The sequence below is a fragment of the Neorhizobium sp. NCHU2750 genome (assembly GCF_003597675.1).
In the GTDB taxonomy this organism is placed as follows: Bacteria; Pseudomonadota; Alphaproteobacteria; order Rhizobiales; family Rhizobiaceae; genus Neorhizobium.
This window is the reverse complement of sequence record NZ_CP030827.1, coordinates 1,045,514-1,062,440: the sequence shown is the minus strand read 5'-3', so window position 1 is coordinate 1,062,440 and position 16,927 is coordinate 1,045,514. Positions and strand designations below refer to the sequence as shown.

Here is a 16,927-nt window from a genome sequence, read left to right as displayed (position 1 = left end):
CATACCTTGCTCACCAGATAAGCATCATCTAAACCTGCGAAATACCTGCCGGGGGTTGCAGACGCGAGCTCTCATGGATGCGGGTGTCCGATTGTCGCCTCATTTGGCCGGCGCTCCGATTGCTGCCGTCCGCGCCTGCCCTGCTTCCAAACATCGATGCCTGACACTATCTGTGGCTGAAGATAGGCCGCCTTGATTCGATGCGGCGGAGAGACGACGGCATGAACGACAAGAAGCTGCCCGATGGCGGCGTTCTCTATGACGAGATCGACGATGATGACGATGACGCGCTGGCGCCGGATACGGCCGCCGATGCCATCACCGCATCGATCGATTGGAACGAGGCAGTCAAGAACGAGAGCGGGCTGAAGGGCGCCGACCTGATTGGCGAATTCGTCAAGCACCTGCCGAATGCGCCGGGCGTCTACCGGATGTTCAACGAGGCCGGCGACGTGATGTATGTCGGCAAGGCGCGCAGCCTGAAGAAGCGGGTGAGCAATTATGCGCAGGGCCGGCTGCATTCCAACCGGCTGACCCGGATGGTGCGCGAGACGACGCATATGGAATTCGTCACGACGCGGACGGAAACCGAAGCGCTGCTGCTCGAAGCCAACCTGATCAAGCGGCTTCGTCCACGCTTCAACGTGCTGCTGCGTGACGACAAGTCGTTTCCCTATATCATGATCACCGGCGACCATCGGGCACCGGCGATTTTCAAGCATCGCGGTGCGCGCGCCCGCAAGGGTGACTATTTCGGCCCCTTCGCCTCGGCTGCCGCCGTCGGCCGGACGATCAACTCGCTGCAGCGAGCATTTCTGCTCAGAACCTGTACCGACAGCGTGTTCGAGACGCGCACCCGCCCCTGCCTTCTCTACCAGATCAAGCGCTGTTCCGGGCCCTGCACCCACGAGATCAGCGACGAGGGCTATGCAGGGCTGGTGAAAGAGGCGAAAGACTTCCTGTCGGGCAAGAGCCAGACGGTGAAATCGTCGATCGCCAGCCAGATGCAGGAAGCGTCCGAGGATCTCGATTTCGAGCGGGCGGCGATCTATCGCGATCGGCTTGCAGCGCTTTCCCATGTCCAGAGCCATCAGGGCATCAACCCGGCCGGGGTCGAGGAGGCGGATGTCTTCGCCATCCATCACGAAGGCGGGCTGTCCTGCATCCAGGTATTCTTCTTCCGCACCGGCCAGAACTGGGGCAACCGCGCCTATTTCCCCAAGGCCGATCCGCAGATGTCGGGCGCGGAAATCCTCAATGCCTTCCTTGCGCAGTTCTACGACGACAAGCCGGTGCCGAAGCAGATCCTTCTATCGGAAACCGTCGAGGAACAGGAATTGATGGCGCTGGCTTTCTCCGAGAAGGCCGGGCACAAGGTGACGATCGCCGTTCCCCAGCGGGGCGAGAAGCGCGATCTGGTCGACCATGTGCTTGCCAATGCCCGCGAGGCGCATGGCCGCAAGCTGGCCGAAACCTCGTCGCAGGCAAGGCTGCTCAAGGGGCTGGCGGAAACCTTCGTGCTGCCCTGGGTGCCGCGCCGGATCGAGATCTACGACAACTCGCATATCATGGGCACCAATGCCGTCGGCGGCATGGTGGTGGCGGGGCCGGAAGGCTTCGTGAAGGGCCAGTATCGCAAGTTCAACATCAAATCGACCGACATCACCCCCGGCGACGATTTCGGCATGATGAAGGAAGTGATGACCCGGCGCTTTTCCCGCCTGATCAAGGAGGAAGGCATTCCCGAGCGCAGCATTTCGGCGAAGGCGCCAATGGGGACCGAACGGGGGGCAGAGTTGGGGGCGCCGGTGGGGACCGTCGTCGAGGCGGATACCGACACAGGCCCGGACGATATCAACGATGCAGCCTTCCCGGCATGGCCGGACGTGATCCTGATCGACGGCGGCCAGGGGCAGATGACGGCGGTACGGGCGATCCTCGACGAACTCGGCATCCGCGATGTCGTGACCGCGATCGGCGTCGCCAAGGGTGTCGACCGCGATGCGGGACGGGAGCGCTTCTTCGCCGACGGAAAGAGCGATTTTTCACTGCCGCCGCGCGATCCGGTTCTCTATTTCATCCAGCGCATGCGCGATGAAGCACACCGGTTTGCCATCGGTTCGCACCGGGCACGGCGCAAGAAGGAGATGGTGAAGAACCCGCTCGACGAGATTTCCGGCATCGGGCCGGGCCGCAAGCGCAAGCTTCTGCAGCATTTCGGCACCGCCAAGGCCGTCTCCCGCGCCGGGCTGACAGACCTGATGGCGGTGGAAGGCATTTCAGAAGCGGTGGCGAAGCAAGTCTACAATCATTTCCATGAGACGAGGCCAAGCTGACGGACGCCGCAAAGACAACAGCCATACTGTCACAATCGTCTGTAAAAAAGCCGCGAAACCGGTTGACGCTTCGGCCTAGAAACATCAACTAGGAACAAATCCTCAGCACAGGTCCGATATGGCTTCCCGCGCATACAATATCCCCAATCTCCTGACCTATGCCCGCATCCTTGCCGTGCCGGTCATCGTGCTCTGCTTCTATGTCGAGGGAAAGCTCGAGAGTTCGGATACCGCCCGCTGGACGGCGCTGTGGATTTTCATTGCCGCATCGATCACCGACTATCTCGACGGCTATCTCGCCCGCATCTGGAACCAGACGTCGAATATCGGGCGGATGCTCGATCCGATCGCCGACAAGCTGTTGGTCGCGTCCGTGCTTTTGTTGATGGCTGCCGACGGCACGATCGCCGGCTGGTCGCTCTGGGCGGCGATCACAATCCTGTGCCGTGAAATCCTCGTCTCGGGCCTGCGCGAATATCTCGCAGCGCTGAAAGTCTCGGTGCCGGTGACACGGGTCGCCAAATGGAAGACAACGATCCAGATGGTATCCATCGCCTTCCTGCTGGCCGGACCTGCCGGCGACAAGGTGATGCCCTACACGACCGAAATGGGCATCGGCCTGCTGTGGATCGCTGCCATCCTGACATTCTATACCGGCTACGACTACTTCAAGGCCGGCGTGAAGCATCTGGTGGATGCCGACTGAGGTTTTGAGATGAAAGCCAATCTCGTCTATTTTGCCTGGGTGCGCGAGCGCATCGGCAAGCCGCAGGAAGAGATCGAGCTTCCCGAGACGGTCGTCACCGTCCGCGATTTGTTGAATCATCTCGCAGGCTTGGGCGAGGAATACGAGAATGCGCTTCAATATCCCGACGTGATCCGTGTGGCGCTCAACCAGGAACATGCCGAGCATGACGAACCACTGAACGGCGCCCGCGAGATCGGCATCTTTCCGCCGATGACGGGTGGCTGAGAGGCGACGGCGAAACGCTCCAGTGGAGCGTTTCGAGCCTCGAACGCACTTAACCAAGACAAAGGCGCGCCGAAGCGAAGGGCCGGAACAGGTGCGGCGTGCTCGACCAAAAGCTCCAGAGACGATAGATGACATCTCCCATCCCCACGATCCGCGTCCAGGCTGAGGACTTCGACCTTCAGACCGAAGTCGACGCGCTGACGGCCGGGCGCATGGATATCGGCGCCGTGGTCTCCTTCGTCGGCCTCTGCCGTGGCGAACAGGGAAAGCTTTCGGCGCTCGAACTGGAACATTATCCCGGCATGGCGGAGGCCGAGATGAGCCGTATCGCCGATCTGGCGGTCGAGCGTTTCTCGCTGATGGGGTTCACGGCCATCCACCGCTACGGCAAGATCGCGCCGGGCGAAAATATCGTGCTCGTCATCGCCGCCTCCCCGCATCGGCAGGCGGCCTTCGACGGCGCCAATTTCGTCATGGACTTCCTCAAGACCGCCGCCCCCTTCTGGAAGAAGGAACATGGTACCGACGGCAATGCAGGCGACTGGGTTGCGGCCAAGGATGCCGATGACACGGCTCGGGAGAAGTGGCGGTAAGCCATTTATCACACCACCACACGCTCTCTTCGGCTCAGCACGAGGAGCAAGACGAGGCCCGACATTATCACCAGATCGCGCCAGAGGACCGGGCCGTAGCCGGACCAGAGGGTTTCGGCGAGGCCGACCAAGGCGGCCCCGGCTGCAGCGCGCAAGGGGTGGGCATGGCCACCGGCGGCGGCGATCAACACGACCTTCAGCCCGAAGACGACGCCCGCGCCGAAATCCATCGTGCCGTAATAGGAGGTCGACAGCACGCCGCAGGCAGAGGCGTAGAAGGCGGCCAGCACATAGGACAGAACGAAGACGAGCGACGGGCTGACGCCGCAAAGTTCGGCGGCGCGCGGATCATCGGCCACGGCCCGCCACCAGCGGCCGAACCGGCTTGCGGAAAGGCCGATATGCCCGGCCCCGATCATCGCCAGCATCAGCACAATATTGACGACCTGCAGACGCGTCAGGGTCACGGCACCCCCTGCCCCGAGGTCCAGCGACAGCAGTTGATCAAGCAAGGGCGGCAGCCAGAGTTCGCGGCTTTCGGCGGCAAGCCTTGCCCCCTCCATCAACACGACCAGCACGCCGAGCGAGGCAACGATCACGGCATTGGGCGAGACGGCCAGCAGCGGCCGCATCACGAATTGCCCGACGATGCCGCCCGTCCCGACACCGCCGGCGATCGCGGCCGTCACGCCGAGCGCAAGCGCTGCCGGCAGGACCAGCCACAGCCGATCCCAGCCGACATGGGCAAACAGCAGATAGAGATGGCCGGAAAAGGCGAAAATCGCGCCATAGGTGATATCGGCACGCCTGGTAACGGCAAAGGCGATGGCATAGCCGAACGCCAACGCCGCGTAGAGTGCTGCGATCGGCAGGGCATTGGCAATCTGCTGCAGCAAATAGGCCATGCGGGCGCTCCGGTTTCCTACCGCAAAATATAACTGTTAAACGGCGCTTTACCAGTTATAATGATACATGACCTTTACATGGACACAGCACCGTTTTGCCGGCGGCGCCCTGGCGCTCGACGTCGCCAACAGCGTGATCCTGCGGTTCGATCCGGCCCGCAGCATCGATCGTTTTGCCGACAGGGGGCAGATGGATGCCTTCCCAAAAGCGGCCGAGGCATTTTCCGCCGAGCGGGCGCTGTTCGGTTCGCTGCAGCCGGCAAGAGGGGAAAACCGGGCTTCGTTCATCGCATTGCGCGAGGCGATCGATCGCTATTTTCGCGCCCGCGTGGAGAGCCATGAGGACGCGGATGATCTTGCCGGGTTGCTGGAAGCGATTGCCGCCATGCTGCGGCTCGGCAATCAGGCGTCGCTGGAAATGGCGACGGCGCATTCGGCGCTCAGGCTTCTATCCGACGAGACGGCCGAGCGGATCAGGATCTGCGGCAATTGCGGCTGGCTGTTCATCGACCGCAGCAAGAACCGCAGCCGGATCTGGTGCGACATGGCGATCTGCGGCAACCGGGTGAAGGCTGCCCGGCATTATCGTTCGGGAAAGGCAAAGGCGTGATGACTTTGAGGATGCCCGCCGCCTTATGCTGCCTGCTGGCGCTGTCCTCCCTAATGGCGCTGGCGGGCTGCCAGCGCGAGACGAATGGCAGGCTGGTCGAGGTTTCGGGGCGGCTCGTCGTGTTCAACTATCGGGTGGCGATGGCCCATTACCTGGTGACGCTGCGCAAGCTGCAATCGATACCGGAGGGCAGCCAGGCCGAGGCGGAGTTCGAGAACCCCAAGGGCGGCGACGTTTTGAAGACGCGGGAAAGGATCTTCGCCGTCGACGACAAGATCACGCTGCAGAGCCCACCGATCCATTGCGTGGTCAAGGATCGCCCCTATGCGGTGACGATCCGCATCGTCTCTGCTTCCGGTGCGGTGCTGCAGACGCTTAAGACCAGCCTTGTCTCGGATGTCGACCAGACGGTGATGCCGGCAAAGCCGCTGACGGTCGGGCCGGGCTATGCGCCGAACCCTGATGTGTTCAAGGCCGACGGAAGCGTGGACATGGCGCCGGAAAGCAGCTGCCACGCATGAAAAAAGCCGGGGCGACAACCCCGGCTTTTCCTAAGATTCAGAGATCAATCCGGCAATCAGCCGACGATTTCGGTTTCTGCGAACCAGTAGGCGATTTCCTGGGCAGCGGTTTCCGGAGCGTCGGAACCGTGAACCGAGTTTTCGCCGATCGACAGGGCGAACTGCTTGCGGATCGTGCCTTCATCGGCGTTTGCCGGGTTGGTCGCGCCCATGATTTCGCGGTTCTTCAGGATGGCGCCTTCGCCTTCGAGAACCTGAACGATGGTCGGGCCAGAGGTCATGCCTTCAACCAGTTCGCCGAAGAAAGGGCGTTCCTTGTGAACGGCGTAGAAGCCTTCAGCTTCGCGCTTCGACATCCAGACGCGCTTGGATGCGATGATCCGCAGGCCGTTGTCTTCGAATACCTTGGTGATGGCGCCGGTCAGGTTGCGCTTGGTGGCGTCCGGCTTGATCATCGAGAACGTGCGTTCAATCGCCATGTGTCTAATCCTTTAATTCCCGTGGAAAGTGGGCGGTGTTTACCCGCCCCTTTCGCCGGAAACAAGGGGGTCCTGGCTATTGTCAGGTCACGATGGCGAATTTCACGCCGCCGTCACACTGCGCCCGATGCCGTCATGGAGATCGAGGCAGCGCTCGAACCATTGGCCGACCGGGTCGGCGGTATCGAAGACCTGGGCACCTGCGGTGATGCGCATCCATTGCAGCGCGCCGAACAGGATGTAGTCGGCAAAGAGCGGGCTGTCGCCACCGAGGAAGGGCTGGAAGCCGAGCGTCTGTCGCACCGGCTCAAGCTTTGCGGCAAAGCCCGATACCGCCGCCTCACGCCCGGAGCGAAGATCCTCCAGCGTACGGCCAAGCATTTTTTCGCGCGTGGTGCGGAAATAGACCTGATCGGTCTCGCCCAGCATGTCATGGATATCGGCCACCGCGATGCCGGTGACCGCCGGATGCACGATGGACTGCGAAAAACGCTCGACGAAGCGCGACAGTGCCTTGCCCCCCTCGCCGCCAAACAGCGTCGGCCGATCGGGATAGCGTTCATCCAGATAGAGCGCGATGTCGAAACTGTCGCGGATCAGTTCGTTGCCGTCGCGCAGGATCGGCACTGTCTTGGAGAAGCCGTTTTCCAGAGCCGGGATCTGGGTAAAAGGGGTCGGCTTTTCGATGAAATCGAGCCCCTTGTGCTTAAGCGCCAGCACCACCTTCCAGCAATGGGGAGAAAACGGCCGGCTTTCGTCGGCGCCACAAAGCGAGTAGAGGATGCGTGTCGTCATGCAGGATGCTCCAGATCAGGTCGTTGTCGACGTGATGATGATCATGAATGGCCTGGCGATCCAATCACAAGATTTCATGAATTGCATCAATCCCGGACGTCGACTTTAGTGCCGCTCTGCCGCACAGATGAACATCGCTTCAAGCGACGTGGAGGAAAGACCGATGCAGCGCCATTTCCAGATGCTTGCCGACTATAACCGCTGGGCGAACGGGCGCGTCTATGACGCCTGTGCGCTTCTGGCGGACGAGGATTACCGCAGCGACCGCGGCGCCTTTTTCGGCTCGGCGCATCGGACGCTCAATCATCTCCTCGTCGCCGACCGGATCTGGCTGCGGCGCATTACCGGCACGGGCACCGCGCCGATGGAACTGAACGTCATCCTGTACGAAGATCTGGCGGAGCTGCGCCGCGCCCGCGAGGCAGAGGACGAGCGATTTGTCACCCTCATGGGCTCGCTCGAGCCTGACGCGTTCGCCCGGACGGTACGCTATACGCCGATTACGGTGCAGAAGGAGATGAACGAGCCGCTTGGCGGCATGCTGGCGCATGTCTTCAACCACCAGACCCATCACCGCGGCCAGGCGCACACGATCCTCACCTCGCTCGGCCAACCCTCGGTGGTGCTCGACATGATCGCCTTCCTGCGCAACGAGGGAAAACAGTGGCTGGCGTGAACCGGTCCTTAACCCTCTCTTCGATCAATCGCTCCAGCGCCTGCAATCTAGGGCGGTATTTCAGCAGATGTTAACTCAGCTTGGCGATCACTGGTCTTCAACAGCGAACGACCGGGAGATGACGGATGCCGACCCAGGCCCGAAAAACAGTTCAGGACAGGATGTTACAGGCGGTGAGCCAGCACATGGCGCGGCTGGAAGTGGCCGGCCTGCCGCGCAATTACGAACTGTTCCATGAAGCCCTGTCCGGTTCCGATGCAGGATTGACCCGCGACGTCATGACCCTGCCGGTCGCACCGCGCCAGGCGCTGCTGGATGAAATTGGCACACGTTATCAACTGGGCGGCTTCGTCACCGCCGGCCTGCCGAAATCACGCGAGCCGGATATCCAGCTGCTTGCCGGTCTGCGCGAAAAAATGGCGAGCGGCGCCGAACAGAAACGCGGCTTCGCCAAGGCGCTGGAAGCCGTGGCAAAGAGCCTGCGCGAGGACAATGGCGCCGGGCCCGGCGATATCCTGGCCGAAATCGAATATCTCAGCGTTTCGCTATCCGATGCCGTGGTGGCGGAAGCCGAGTTGGAAACCGCGCTTCGCAACGGCGCCAGCATGCTGATCGGGGCGGAACAGGAAGTGTCTTCCGCGCGCAACGTGATGCTGCGCGACCGGATGACCAACCTGCCGAACCATGCCGCCTTCATCGAGCGGCTGGAAGCGCTTTATGCAGACGAGACAGAGAACCGCGATACGGCGCTGTTTCTCGTCGCCATTGCCGATATTTCCGACATTGCCGACACCTATGGCGAGGCCACCGCCACCAAGATCGTCAAGAAGGCGGCCGCGATCTTCCGCAAGACGATCAAGAAGGACGATTTCCTCGCCCGTATCGGCAAGGGCGAATTCGCCATCCTGTTCCGCCACGTCAACCGCGAGGCAATCCGCCCGATCGCGACCCGGCTGGCAGGTTCGATCGCCGAGAACCTTGCCTTCGCCACGTCCGACGGCCAGACCCCGCTACGGCTCTCGATGGGCGCGGCACTGGCAACGGACGCGTTCTCGCCGCAGCAATTGCGCCAGCAGGCCGTAATGGCCGCCGAGGCCGCGCAGGCCAACCCGCGCAGCAACATCATCGTTCACGGCGATACCGCAAGGCCGGGTGCCTGACGCGTCCGGCGCCAGCCTTCAGGCGTCAGCCTCAGCGCCCTGCCCTTCGCGCACCATCGGCTAGCCTTTGCTCACGAGCGTCTGCCTGTCTGCGGGCGCTTGCCTTCGCGGGCAGTTTCGGCCAAAACCGCCGCCATGATCACGATTAATGACCTCTCCGCCCGCATTGCCGGCCGCCTTCTCCTCGACCATGCCAGCGTGACGCTTCCGGCGGGCACGAAGGCCGGCCTTGTCGGCCGCAACGGCGCCGGAAAATCGACGCTGTTCCGGATCATCACCGGCGACCTCGCCTCCGAAGGCGGATCGGTGACGATCCCCAAGAATGCCCGGATCGGACAGGTGGCGCAGGAAGCACCGGGAACGGAAGATTCGCTGATCACCATCGTCATGGCCGCCGACAAGGAACGCGCAGCGCTGCTTGCAGAAGCCGAGATGGCAACAGATCCCAATCGCATTGCCGAGATCCAGATGCGGCTCGTCGATATCGACGCGCATTCGGCGGAAGCGCGGGCCGGCAGCATTCTTGCCGGTCTCGGCTTCGATGCGGCAGCCCAGCTTCGCCCGGCATCGTCGTTTTCCGGCGGCTGGCGGATGCGCGTGGCGCTTGCCGCCGTGCTCTTTGCCGAGCCCGATCTTCTGCTGCTCGACGAGCCGACCAACTATCTCGACCTCGAAGGCACGATGTGGCTGGAAGACTATGTGCGGCGCTACCCGCACACCGTCATCGTCATTTCCCACGACCGCGACATGCTGAACAACGCGGTCAATTCGATCGTCCATCTCGACCAGAAGAAGCTCACCTTCTATCGCGGCGGCTATGACCAGTTCGAGCGGCAGAAGGCCGAGAACGACGAATTGCAGATGAAGGCGAAGGCGAAGAACGACGCCGCCCGCAAGCACCTGCAGAGCTTCATCGACCGTTTTCGCGCGAAGGCGACCAAGGCGCGGCAGGCGCAGAGCCGCATCAAGGCACTGGAGCGGATGGGAACCGTCGCGGCCGTGGTCGAGGACCATGTGCAGCCGATCACGTTTCCCGCACCGGAAAAGCAGCCGGCCTCGCCGATCGTGTCGATCTCCAAGGGCGCTGTCGGCTATACGCCCGGCCAGCCGATCCTCAAGAACATCACGCTTCGCATCGACAATGACGACCGCATCGCGCTGCTCGGCTCGAACGGCAACGGCAAATCGACCTTCGCCAAGCTGATCTCCGGCCGGCTCGGGCTCGATGGCGGCGAGATGAAGCTTGCGCCGTCGCTGTCGATCGGCTTCTTCGCCCAGCATCAGCTGGACGATCTGGTTCCCAACGAAACGCCGGTCGATCATGTGCGTCGGCTGATGCCGCTGGCAGGCGAAGCGCAGGTGCGTGCCCGCGTCGCCCAGATGGGGCTTGCGACTGAAAAGATGGCGACGGCCGCCAAGGATCTGTCGGGTGGCGAAAAGGCGCGGCTCTTGATGGGGCTTGCCGCCTTCCATGCGCCGAACCTGCTGATCCTCGACGAACCGACCAACCATCTCGACATCGACAGCCGCCGGGCGCTGATTGAGGCGCTGAACGACTATGACGGCGCCGTCATCCTGATCTCGCACGACCGCCATCTGATCGAAGCGACCGTCGACCGGCTGTGGCTGGTCAACGAAGGGACGGTGAAGCCGTTCGAGGGCGATCTGGAAGAGTATCGCGACCTGATCGTGGCGGCCGGCCGCAAGAAAGACGAGAAGGTTACGACGGCTGGCGACGACAGCGTGTCGAAGGCCGACCAGCGCAAGGCGAATGCCGACAGACGCGCCTCGCTTGCGCCGTTGAAGAAAAAGATCAACGAAATCGAATCCTTGACGGCCAAGCTTGAGAAGCAGATTCAGGGACTTGATAAGGAACTTGCAGACCCGGCGCTCTACGAGAAGGCCCCTGCCAAGGCAGCAGCCAAGGCCAAGGAACGCGGCGAAGCGGCGGCAAAGCTTTCCGCTGCCGAAGAAGAATGGCTGATGCTCTCCTCCGAATATGAAGAGGCGATGGCGGGGTGATTGCCCTCGATCACGGTTGCCACCGCCCTTCGTGATCCCTAGGTAGAGGCTTCCCTTACCCAGGCGGAGCCCGCGATGAACCTGTTTCTCGAAACCGACAACGACCCAAACACGATCGCCTTCGTCAGCGAACAGAATGACAGGTCCGACCGACAATTCCGTACACCCGAATTTGCCGCCGACCGCGATCAGTTGAAGGCGATGATCGAGCGCGAGGACCGGTTGATCGTGCCGACGCGGCGCGGCCGGTGGCTGTTCGATTTTCACCGTTCGAAGGACAATCCGCTCGGCATCTGGCGCCGGCTGCCGGCCGATCAGGAGCCGCGCCACGATGCGGCCTGGGAAACCGTGTTCGATTTCGACGCCTTCTGTCTCAGCGAAGGCAAGCGCTGGATCTATTCCGGTGCCATCACCTCGCCCTATGAGCCGACCCGCGTAATGATGATCCTCTCCGATGGCGGTTCGGACCAATTGCGGCTGGTCGAATTCGATACGGAAGCGAAAAGGATTGTCGAAGGCGGTTTCGACACGCCGCCGGCGCGGGCGCATGCCTCGTGGATTTCGCCCGACGAGATCGCCTATTTCGGCTCGATCGACGAATTTTCCGCCACGCGCTCCGGCTGGCCGCGCGTCGGCCGCGTCCTCAAGCGTGGTGTCGACCCCAAGGATGCACCGATCCTGTTTCAGGCCGGCATGGACGATGTCTATGGCGCGGCAAGCTTCATCGACCCGCTGTTCTGGGGCGGCAAGCCGGATGAGGCAAAGATCGAGTTTTTCACCGTCGGCCATGAGATCGGCAAGGCGAGCGTGCATATCCGAAACACCTCCGGAGACATCGTGCGCCTCGACCTGCCGGTGGAGAGCGACAGCGATTTCAACCACACCCACGCGCTCTGGCGGGCGAAGACCGACGAGCGCTATCCGACAGGCACGCTCGTCCTGCAGGATTTTCATCCGTTCGGAGAAGAACCGCTCACCAATGCACGCGTGCTGTTTTCACCCAAGGACGGCCAGTCGGTATCGCAGTTCATCCTGCTGAAGAGCTGGGCGGTGTTCATCGTCTCCGACCGGATGGTGCCGAAGCTCTTTCTCGTGGACCTGACGAAAACCGATCCGTCTGCGCAGGAGCTCGCTCTTCCGGCAGAACTCCAGACCGTCAGCTTCCGCCAGCTCGATGCCGATTTGACGCTCGGCGAAGAGGTGTTGACCGTCGTCGGCCAGGGCTTCCTGCTTCCCGCCACCGCCTACCGGCTCGACCTGACCCGCCACGACATGCCGCTTGACCTGGTGCCGATCGGTACGTCGCCGGCCTATTTCGATGCCGATGGCATGGTGTCGGAGCTTTTCGAGGCGGTCTCCGAGGACGGCACCAAGGTGCCCTATCACATCGTGCTGCCAAAGCACTGGACCAAGGGCGAACTGCCGGTGCTGATGTATGGCTATGGCGGCTTCGGCGTGTCGCTGTCGCCGGTCTATTCCGGCGCCTTCGGCCTGTGGCTCAACCAGGGCGGCGCCTTCGTGCAGGCCTATATCCGCGGCGGCGGCGAACTTGGTCCCGACTGGCATACGGTCGCCAAGGGTTCGGGCCGCCACAAGGCGTTCGAGGATTTCGTCGCCGTTGCCCGCGATCTCGTCGCCCGCGGCTTTACCAAGCCATCGCGGATCGCCTGCAATGGCGGCAGCAATGGCGGGCTGCTGACGGCCGTGATGGCGACACGTTACCCAAATGATTTCGGCGCGGTGTGGACCTCGGTGCCGGTAATCGACATGTCACGCTTCCATGTGTTTCCCGCAGGGCGGGCCTGGATGGACGAATACGGCAATCCGGACGTGGCCGACGAGCTGAACGCCATGCTCACCTATTCGCCGCTGCATCAGGTGAAGCCGAAGAGCGAGATCAGCTATCCGGCGATCTATATCGAAAGCTCGACCAACGACGATCGGGTGCACCCTTCCCATGCAAGGCGGTTTGCCAAGCGGCTGATCGATGCCGGACATGAGCCCTTCTTCCGCGAATACGGCTCGGGCGGCCATGGTGGTGCCGGCGACACGACCGAAATGGCCGAGCGCCGGGCAATGGGCTACAGTTTCCTGCGCCAGACGATCATGAAGGGTTAGAGGCAAGCGTCAGAACTCCGCCGCTCCGGTTGTCGCCTCCAGCGAGATACACTATCTTGAAGGTCTATCTCGCTGAGGCACCGTCATGGCTCTCGACCTGACCAATGAAGAACTCGACGCACTTGCAGAACGCGCACGCAAGGTTTTGAACGCGCCGACCAAGCAGGATGCCGTGCGACAGGCATTGGAGCGGGTGGTGGGTGAGCCGTCAAAAGAAGCCGAGCAGGCAGAGAATCGGGCGACACGCGCGGATAGGCTCCAAGCACTGCAGCGGGAATACCAGTCGATGGGGAGTTTCAACCCTGACTTCAACGAGAAGAAATTTCTCGACGATATGTGGGGCAACTGATGTTTCTCGAAACCTCGGCAATCATTGAGTATTTCATCAATGGTCCCGATTTCGCCCGCATCGCCTCAGCACTCGCCTCCACCGAGACGACGTTCTATGTGTCTCCGACGGTGATCTTCGAGGCGACTACGGTGCTTGCGGGTAAACGCCGCATCGAAGTGGCGGAGGCCGCTTCGCTGGTCGAAAGATTTCTGGAAGAATTGAAAGTCGAGGTCGTTCCGGCAACCCGCGAGACCGCCTCCGTCGCCCTCGACGCCTTTGCTCGTTACGGCAAGGGGCGGCATCCGGCGAAGCTCAATTTCGGTGACTGCTTTTCCTATGCTGGCGCGAGATCGGCACGCGTGCCGTTGATTTATGTCGGGGCCGATTTCGTTCAGACAGATCTCGCCTGAAACCTCGCCGGCAAAGGCCGGAGCGGCGTCGCGATAACCGGCCGTTAACCATGTTCGACGAAAGATCGCGGTAACCGATTCCCGCGTCATTTTTCATCGAGAAGCTTTTCATGCCGGTCCGTGCTGCCTGTGCCGCTGTTCTTGTCGTCAGCCTCCTCTCCTCCTGCGCGAGCAAGCCTCCGGTCGACGGCGCGGCGTTGAAGACCGCCTTTGCGGCGGGCGATGCCGGCGGCTCGCTGAGACCGAAGGATGATCCGAAGTCTCCGGTAGCCCTCACCCCGGCGGCCTGGGGCAGGCTCAGCAAGATAGGCGGGCTTGCCGGTCGCGAAATGACGGTGGAGTCGATTTCCGACATCAAGCTGCGCGACAAGGAAGTGGTTCTGACCTTCGATGACGGCCCGATGCCGAAGAGGACCGAGCGCGTTCTCGCCACGCTCGACCAGTTCGGGGTCAAGGCCTCGTTCATGATGGTCGGCGAGATGGCCAAGGCGCATCCGGAAATCGCCCGCGAGGTGGTGGCCGAAGGCCATACGATCGGCAGCCACACCTATGCGCATCCCGACCTCGCCCATATGTCGTATGACAATGCGGTGGCCGAGATCGAGAAGGGCCGCAAGGCCGTCGAGGCGGCGACCGGCGTCGAGGCAGACTTCTTCCGCTTCCCCTATCTTGCCGATTCGAAGAAGCTGAGGCAGTGGGTCGGTAGCCACCAGATGGTGGTGATGGATGTCCAGGTCGATTCGAAGGACTATTTCAGGGACACGCCGGCGGCCGTTGCGACACGCACGATGGACGCGCTGCGCGCGCATCGCAAGGGCATCATCCTGATGCATGACATTCATCCGCGCACCGCCGCCATGCTGCCGGCACTGCTGACGCAATTGCGCTCCGAAGGCTACAAGGTGGTACAGCTGAAATACGGCAAGCCGTCGACCGACATGCTGGTTGCCTCGACGGTTACCAAGCCGCTCGCTGCGACGAACTGAACAGAGCGGCCTTAGAAGGAGGCCTGTCAGGCCTTCTTCACCCAGCGGCCTTCGGGCGATTGCTGCCAGTAGGTCAGCGCATGCCCCTCACCCTTCAGGCGCTTCCATTCGGCGCGGGCGGATTCCAGCTGGATCTGGTCGTAGCCGTCAAACATGAAGACGACACGCTCGTAGGGCTCGAGCGGCGGCGGTTCGGCGCCGTCGACGAGGAAGCGGACTGTGGCTGAATTGCCGTTTTCCGCCCCTGCCGTCAAAAGCACCGGCTGGGCCTCTGCCATCGCAGCGGCATCTGTCCCATGCGGCAGAAAGCTTTCATCGCGAAAGGTCCATAGATGCGCGTCGAGCATGTCCCGGCGCGCTTCATCATTGGTCTGGACCACCACCTTCCAGCCGCGCTCGACGCTTTTTTCGAGGAGCGCCGGCAGCGCGTCCTCGAGCTTCGATTCGGTCAGGTGGTAGAAGAGAACTTCGGTCATCAGCCCTCGTAATTCGCCCGGACCAATTCGTCCAGCAGGCGCACGCCGTAACCGGATGCCCAGGACTGGTTGATTTCGCTCTGCGGCGAATTGAGTGCGGTGGCAGCAATGTCGAGATGCGCCCACGGGGTATCGCCGACGAAGCGTTTGAGGAACTGCGCCGCAGTGATCGAACCTGCCTGGCGGCCGCCGCTATTCTTCATGTCGGCAAAGCGGGAATCGATGATCTTGTCGTATTCCTTGCCGAGCGGCATGCGCCACAGCTTTTCCTGAGTCGCCTCGCCCGCGGCGGTCAGCTGAGCGGAGAGTGCATCGTCATTGGAGAACAGGCCGGCATGGGCATTGCCGAGTGCGACGACGATCGCGCCGGTCAGCGTCGCGAGATTGACCATGAAGCGTGGCTTGAAGCGCTCCTTGGTATAGAACAGCGCATCACCGAGCACGAGGCGTCCCTCGGCATCCGTATTGATGATCTCGATCGTCTGACCCGACATGGAGGTCACGATGTCGCCGGGACGCTGGGCATTGCCGTCCGGCATGTTTTCCACAAGGCCCAAGACGCCGATCGCGTTGACCTTGGCCTTGCGGGCGGCGAGCGTGTGGATCAGGCCGATGACGGCGGCGGCACCGCCCATGTCACCCTTCATGTCCTCCATGCCGGCACCGGGCTTGATCGAAATGCCGCCGGTATCGAAGACGACACCCTTGCCGATGAAGGCGACCGGCTGCTCCTTGGCCTTGCCGCCGTTCCAGTGCATGACGGCAAGCCGCGGCGGCCGCACCGATCCCTGAGCGACGCCGAGCAGCGCACCCATGCCGAGCTTCTTCATTTCCTTTTCGGTGAGAATTTCCACCGTCACACCGAGCTTTTCCAGCTCCTTGGCCTTGTCTGCGAATTCGACCGGACCGAGCACGTTCGGCGGCAGGTTGACCAGATCTCGGGCGAGTACCACACCACCGGCTACAGCCTCTGCCTTGGCGAAGGCCTTCTTGGCGGCAGCATGGCCTGCCATGACGATCTTCACATCCACCACATTCGGCTTTTCGTCATCATCCTTCTTTTTCGTCTTGTAGGCGTCGAAGGCATAGGCGCGCAGCAGCATGCCGAGGGCAAAATCGGCAGCCTGTTCGGCGGTGACGTCGAGACCGGGCACGTCGAGGAAGACCACCGCCTTCTTTGCCGCCTTCAGGCTTGCGGCGGCCGTGCCGCCGGCGCGCAGCCAGTCATAGGCGACAAGCGCATCGGCCTTTCCAAGGCCGATCACCGCCAGCCGGTCGGCATCGGAACCGTGAGGCGCAATCACGTCCAGCACCGTCATCGCCTTTGCGGAAAACTTTGCGATCCCGGCCGCACGCGCACCGACACCCTGCGGATCGGCTTCGGCTATACCTGATGCCGGCTCGCCGCCGGCAAGGGCGAGCTGGATGGCCAGAGCATTGGTGAGGGGGGATGATTTTGCAAAAGAGATATTCAGTTGGACAGACATTGGCACTCCACGCATTTTCATTCACAACAGGCTGCTGATCTTCACCCTT

18 protein-coding genes are annotated in these 16,927 nt (G+C 62.1%); 13 read left to right on the top strand and 5 right to left on the bottom strand.

Features of this window, described 5'->3' with window-relative positions; translation table 11 throughout:
• Window positions 1–221 precede the first annotated feature (221 nt).
• From uvrC to NCHU2750_RS05250, 4 genes are all read left to right on the top strand, one after another.
• A complete protein-coding gene (gene uvrC, locus NCHU2750_RS05265; RefSeq protein ID WP_119939493.1) occupies window positions 222–2,336 on the top strand; it encodes an excinuclease ABC subunit UvrC in 2,115 nt (704 codons plus the stop codon).
• Between the two features lie 118 nt (window positions 2,337–2,454).
• Window positions 2,455–3,042 carry a CDP-diacylglycerol--glycerol-3-phosphate 3-phosphatidyltransferase gene (gene pgsA / locus NCHU2750_RS05260; RefSeq protein ID WP_119939492.1) on the top strand — a complete coding sequence of 196 codons (588 nt, stop codon included), beginning with the start codon at window positions 2,455–2,457 and terminating at the stop codon, window positions 3,040–3,042.
• Between the two features lie 9 nt (window positions 3,043–3,051).
• Entirely contained in the window at window positions 3,052–3,309 is a 258-nt protein-coding gene (moaD, locus tag NCHU2750_RS05255; protein WP_119939491.1) for a molybdopterin converting factor subunit 1, read from the top strand.
• Between the two features lie 128 nt (window positions 3,310–3,437).
• Entirely contained in the window at window positions 3,438–3,902 is a 465-nt protein-coding gene (locus tag NCHU2750_RS05250) for a molybdenum cofactor biosynthesis protein MoaE (RefSeq protein WP_119939490.1), read from the top strand.
• An 8-nt stretch (window positions 3,903–3,910) separates the two neighbouring features.
• Here the strand turns inward: NCHU2750_RS05250 and NCHU2750_RS05245 are convergent, their stop codons facing one another.
• Window positions 3,911–4,807, bottom strand: a complete 897-nt coding sequence (locus tag NCHU2750_RS05245) for a branched-chain amino acid ABC transporter permease (protein WP_119939489.1) — start codon at window positions 4,805–4,807, stop codon at window positions 3,911–3,913.
• A gap of 67 nt (window positions 4,808–4,874) precedes the next feature.
• Here NCHU2750_RS05245 and NCHU2750_RS05240 point away from each other — a divergent pair, with 67 nt between their 5' ends.
• Both NCHU2750_RS05240 and NCHU2750_RS05235 read left to right on the top strand, forming a co-directional pair.
• Window positions 4,875–5,417: a CGNR zinc finger domain-containing protein gene (locus tag NCHU2750_RS05240; RefSeq protein WP_119939488.1), complete on the top strand. Its 543-nt coding sequence runs from the start codon at window positions 4,875–4,877 to the stop codon at window positions 5,415–5,417.
• Window positions 5,417–5,938 carry a hypothetical protein gene (locus NCHU2750_RS05235; RefSeq protein ID WP_245480338.1) on the top strand — a complete coding sequence of 174 codons (522 nt, stop codon included), beginning with the start codon at window positions 5,417–5,419 and terminating at the stop codon, window positions 5,936–5,938. Before NCHU2750_RS05240 ends, NCHU2750_RS05235 begins: the two co-directional genes overlap by 1 nt.
• 56 nt (window positions 5,939–5,994) lie before the next feature.
• Here the strand turns inward: NCHU2750_RS05235 and ndk are convergent, their stop codons facing one another.
• The gene (gene ndk, locus NCHU2750_RS05230; RefSeq protein WP_112457152.1) at window positions 5,995–6,417 is read right to left on the bottom strand and encodes a nucleoside-diphosphate kinase; all 423 of its coding nucleotides are present in this window, start codon (window positions 6,415–6,417) and stop codon (window positions 5,995–5,997) included.
• A gap of 102 nt (window positions 6,418–6,519) precedes the next feature.
• Window positions 6,520–7,212: a glutathione S-transferase family protein gene (locus NCHU2750_RS05225; protein ID WP_119939486.1), complete on the bottom strand. Its 693-nt coding sequence runs from the start codon at window positions 7,210–7,212 to the stop codon at window positions 6,520–6,522.
• A 163-nt stretch (window positions 7,213–7,375) separates the two neighbouring features.
• Here NCHU2750_RS05225 and NCHU2750_RS05220 point away from each other — a divergent pair, with 163 nt between their 5' ends.
• The 7 genes from NCHU2750_RS05220 to NCHU2750_RS05190 all read left to right on the top strand — a co-directional run bounded on the left by NCHU2750_RS05220 (window position 7,376) and on the right by NCHU2750_RS05190 (window position 14,915).
• Complete coding sequence (locus NCHU2750_RS05220) at window positions 7,376–7,888, top strand: DinB family protein (protein WP_119939485.1); 513 nt, start codon at window positions 7,376–7,378, stop codon at window positions 7,886–7,888.
• A gap of 125 nt (window positions 7,889–8,013) precedes the next feature.
• Window positions 8,014–9,048: a GGDEF domain-containing protein gene (locus NCHU2750_RS05215; RefSeq protein ID WP_119939484.1), complete on the top strand. Its 1,035-nt coding sequence runs from the start codon at window positions 8,014–8,016 to the stop codon at window positions 9,046–9,048.
• Window positions 9,049–9,183: 135 nt separating this feature from the next.
• Complete coding sequence (locus NCHU2750_RS05210) at window positions 9,184–11,070, top strand: ABC-F family ATP-binding cassette domain-containing protein (RefSeq protein WP_119939483.1); 1,887 nt, start codon at window positions 9,184–9,186, stop codon at window positions 11,068–11,070.
• 75 nt (window positions 11,071–11,145) lie between these two features.
• Window positions 11,146–13,188 carry a prolyl oligopeptidase family serine peptidase gene (locus tag NCHU2750_RS05205; protein WP_119939482.1) on the top strand — a complete coding sequence of 681 codons (2,043 nt, stop codon included), beginning with the start codon at window positions 11,146–11,148 and terminating at the stop codon, window positions 13,186–13,188.
• Between the two features lie 85 nt (window positions 13,189–13,273).
• Entirely contained in the window at window positions 13,274–13,537 is a 264-nt protein-coding gene (locus tag NCHU2750_RS05200; protein ID WP_119939481.1) for a type II toxin-antitoxin system VapB family antitoxin, read from the top strand.
• Window positions 13,537–13,929, top strand: a complete 393-nt coding sequence (locus tag NCHU2750_RS05195; protein ID WP_119939480.1) for a type II toxin-antitoxin system VapC family toxin — start codon at window positions 13,537–13,539, stop codon at window positions 13,927–13,929. Before NCHU2750_RS05200 ends, NCHU2750_RS05195 begins: the two co-directional genes overlap by 1 nt.
• Window positions 13,930–14,039: 110 nt before the next feature.
• Window positions 14,040–14,915: a polysaccharide deacetylase family protein gene (locus NCHU2750_RS05190; RefSeq protein ID WP_119939479.1), complete on the top strand. Its 876-nt coding sequence runs from the start codon at window positions 14,040–14,042 to the stop codon at window positions 14,913–14,915.
• 26 nt (window positions 14,916–14,941) lie between these two features.
• Here the strand turns inward: NCHU2750_RS05190 and NCHU2750_RS05185 are convergent, their stop codons facing one another.
• Window positions 14,942–15,391 carry a DNA polymerase III subunit chi gene (locus NCHU2750_RS05185; protein ID WP_119939478.1) on the bottom strand — a complete coding sequence of 150 codons (450 nt, stop codon included), beginning with the start codon at window positions 15,389–15,391 and terminating at the stop codon, window positions 14,942–14,944.
• Window positions 15,391–16,878 carry a leucyl aminopeptidase gene (locus NCHU2750_RS05180; RefSeq protein WP_119939477.1) on the bottom strand — a complete coding sequence of 496 codons (1,488 nt, stop codon included), beginning with the start codon at window positions 16,876–16,878 and terminating at the stop codon, window positions 15,391–15,393. The genes NCHU2750_RS05185 and NCHU2750_RS05180 overlap by 1 nt, the downstream gene beginning before the upstream one ends.
• Between the last annotated feature and the right edge of the window lie 49 nt (window positions 16,879–16,927).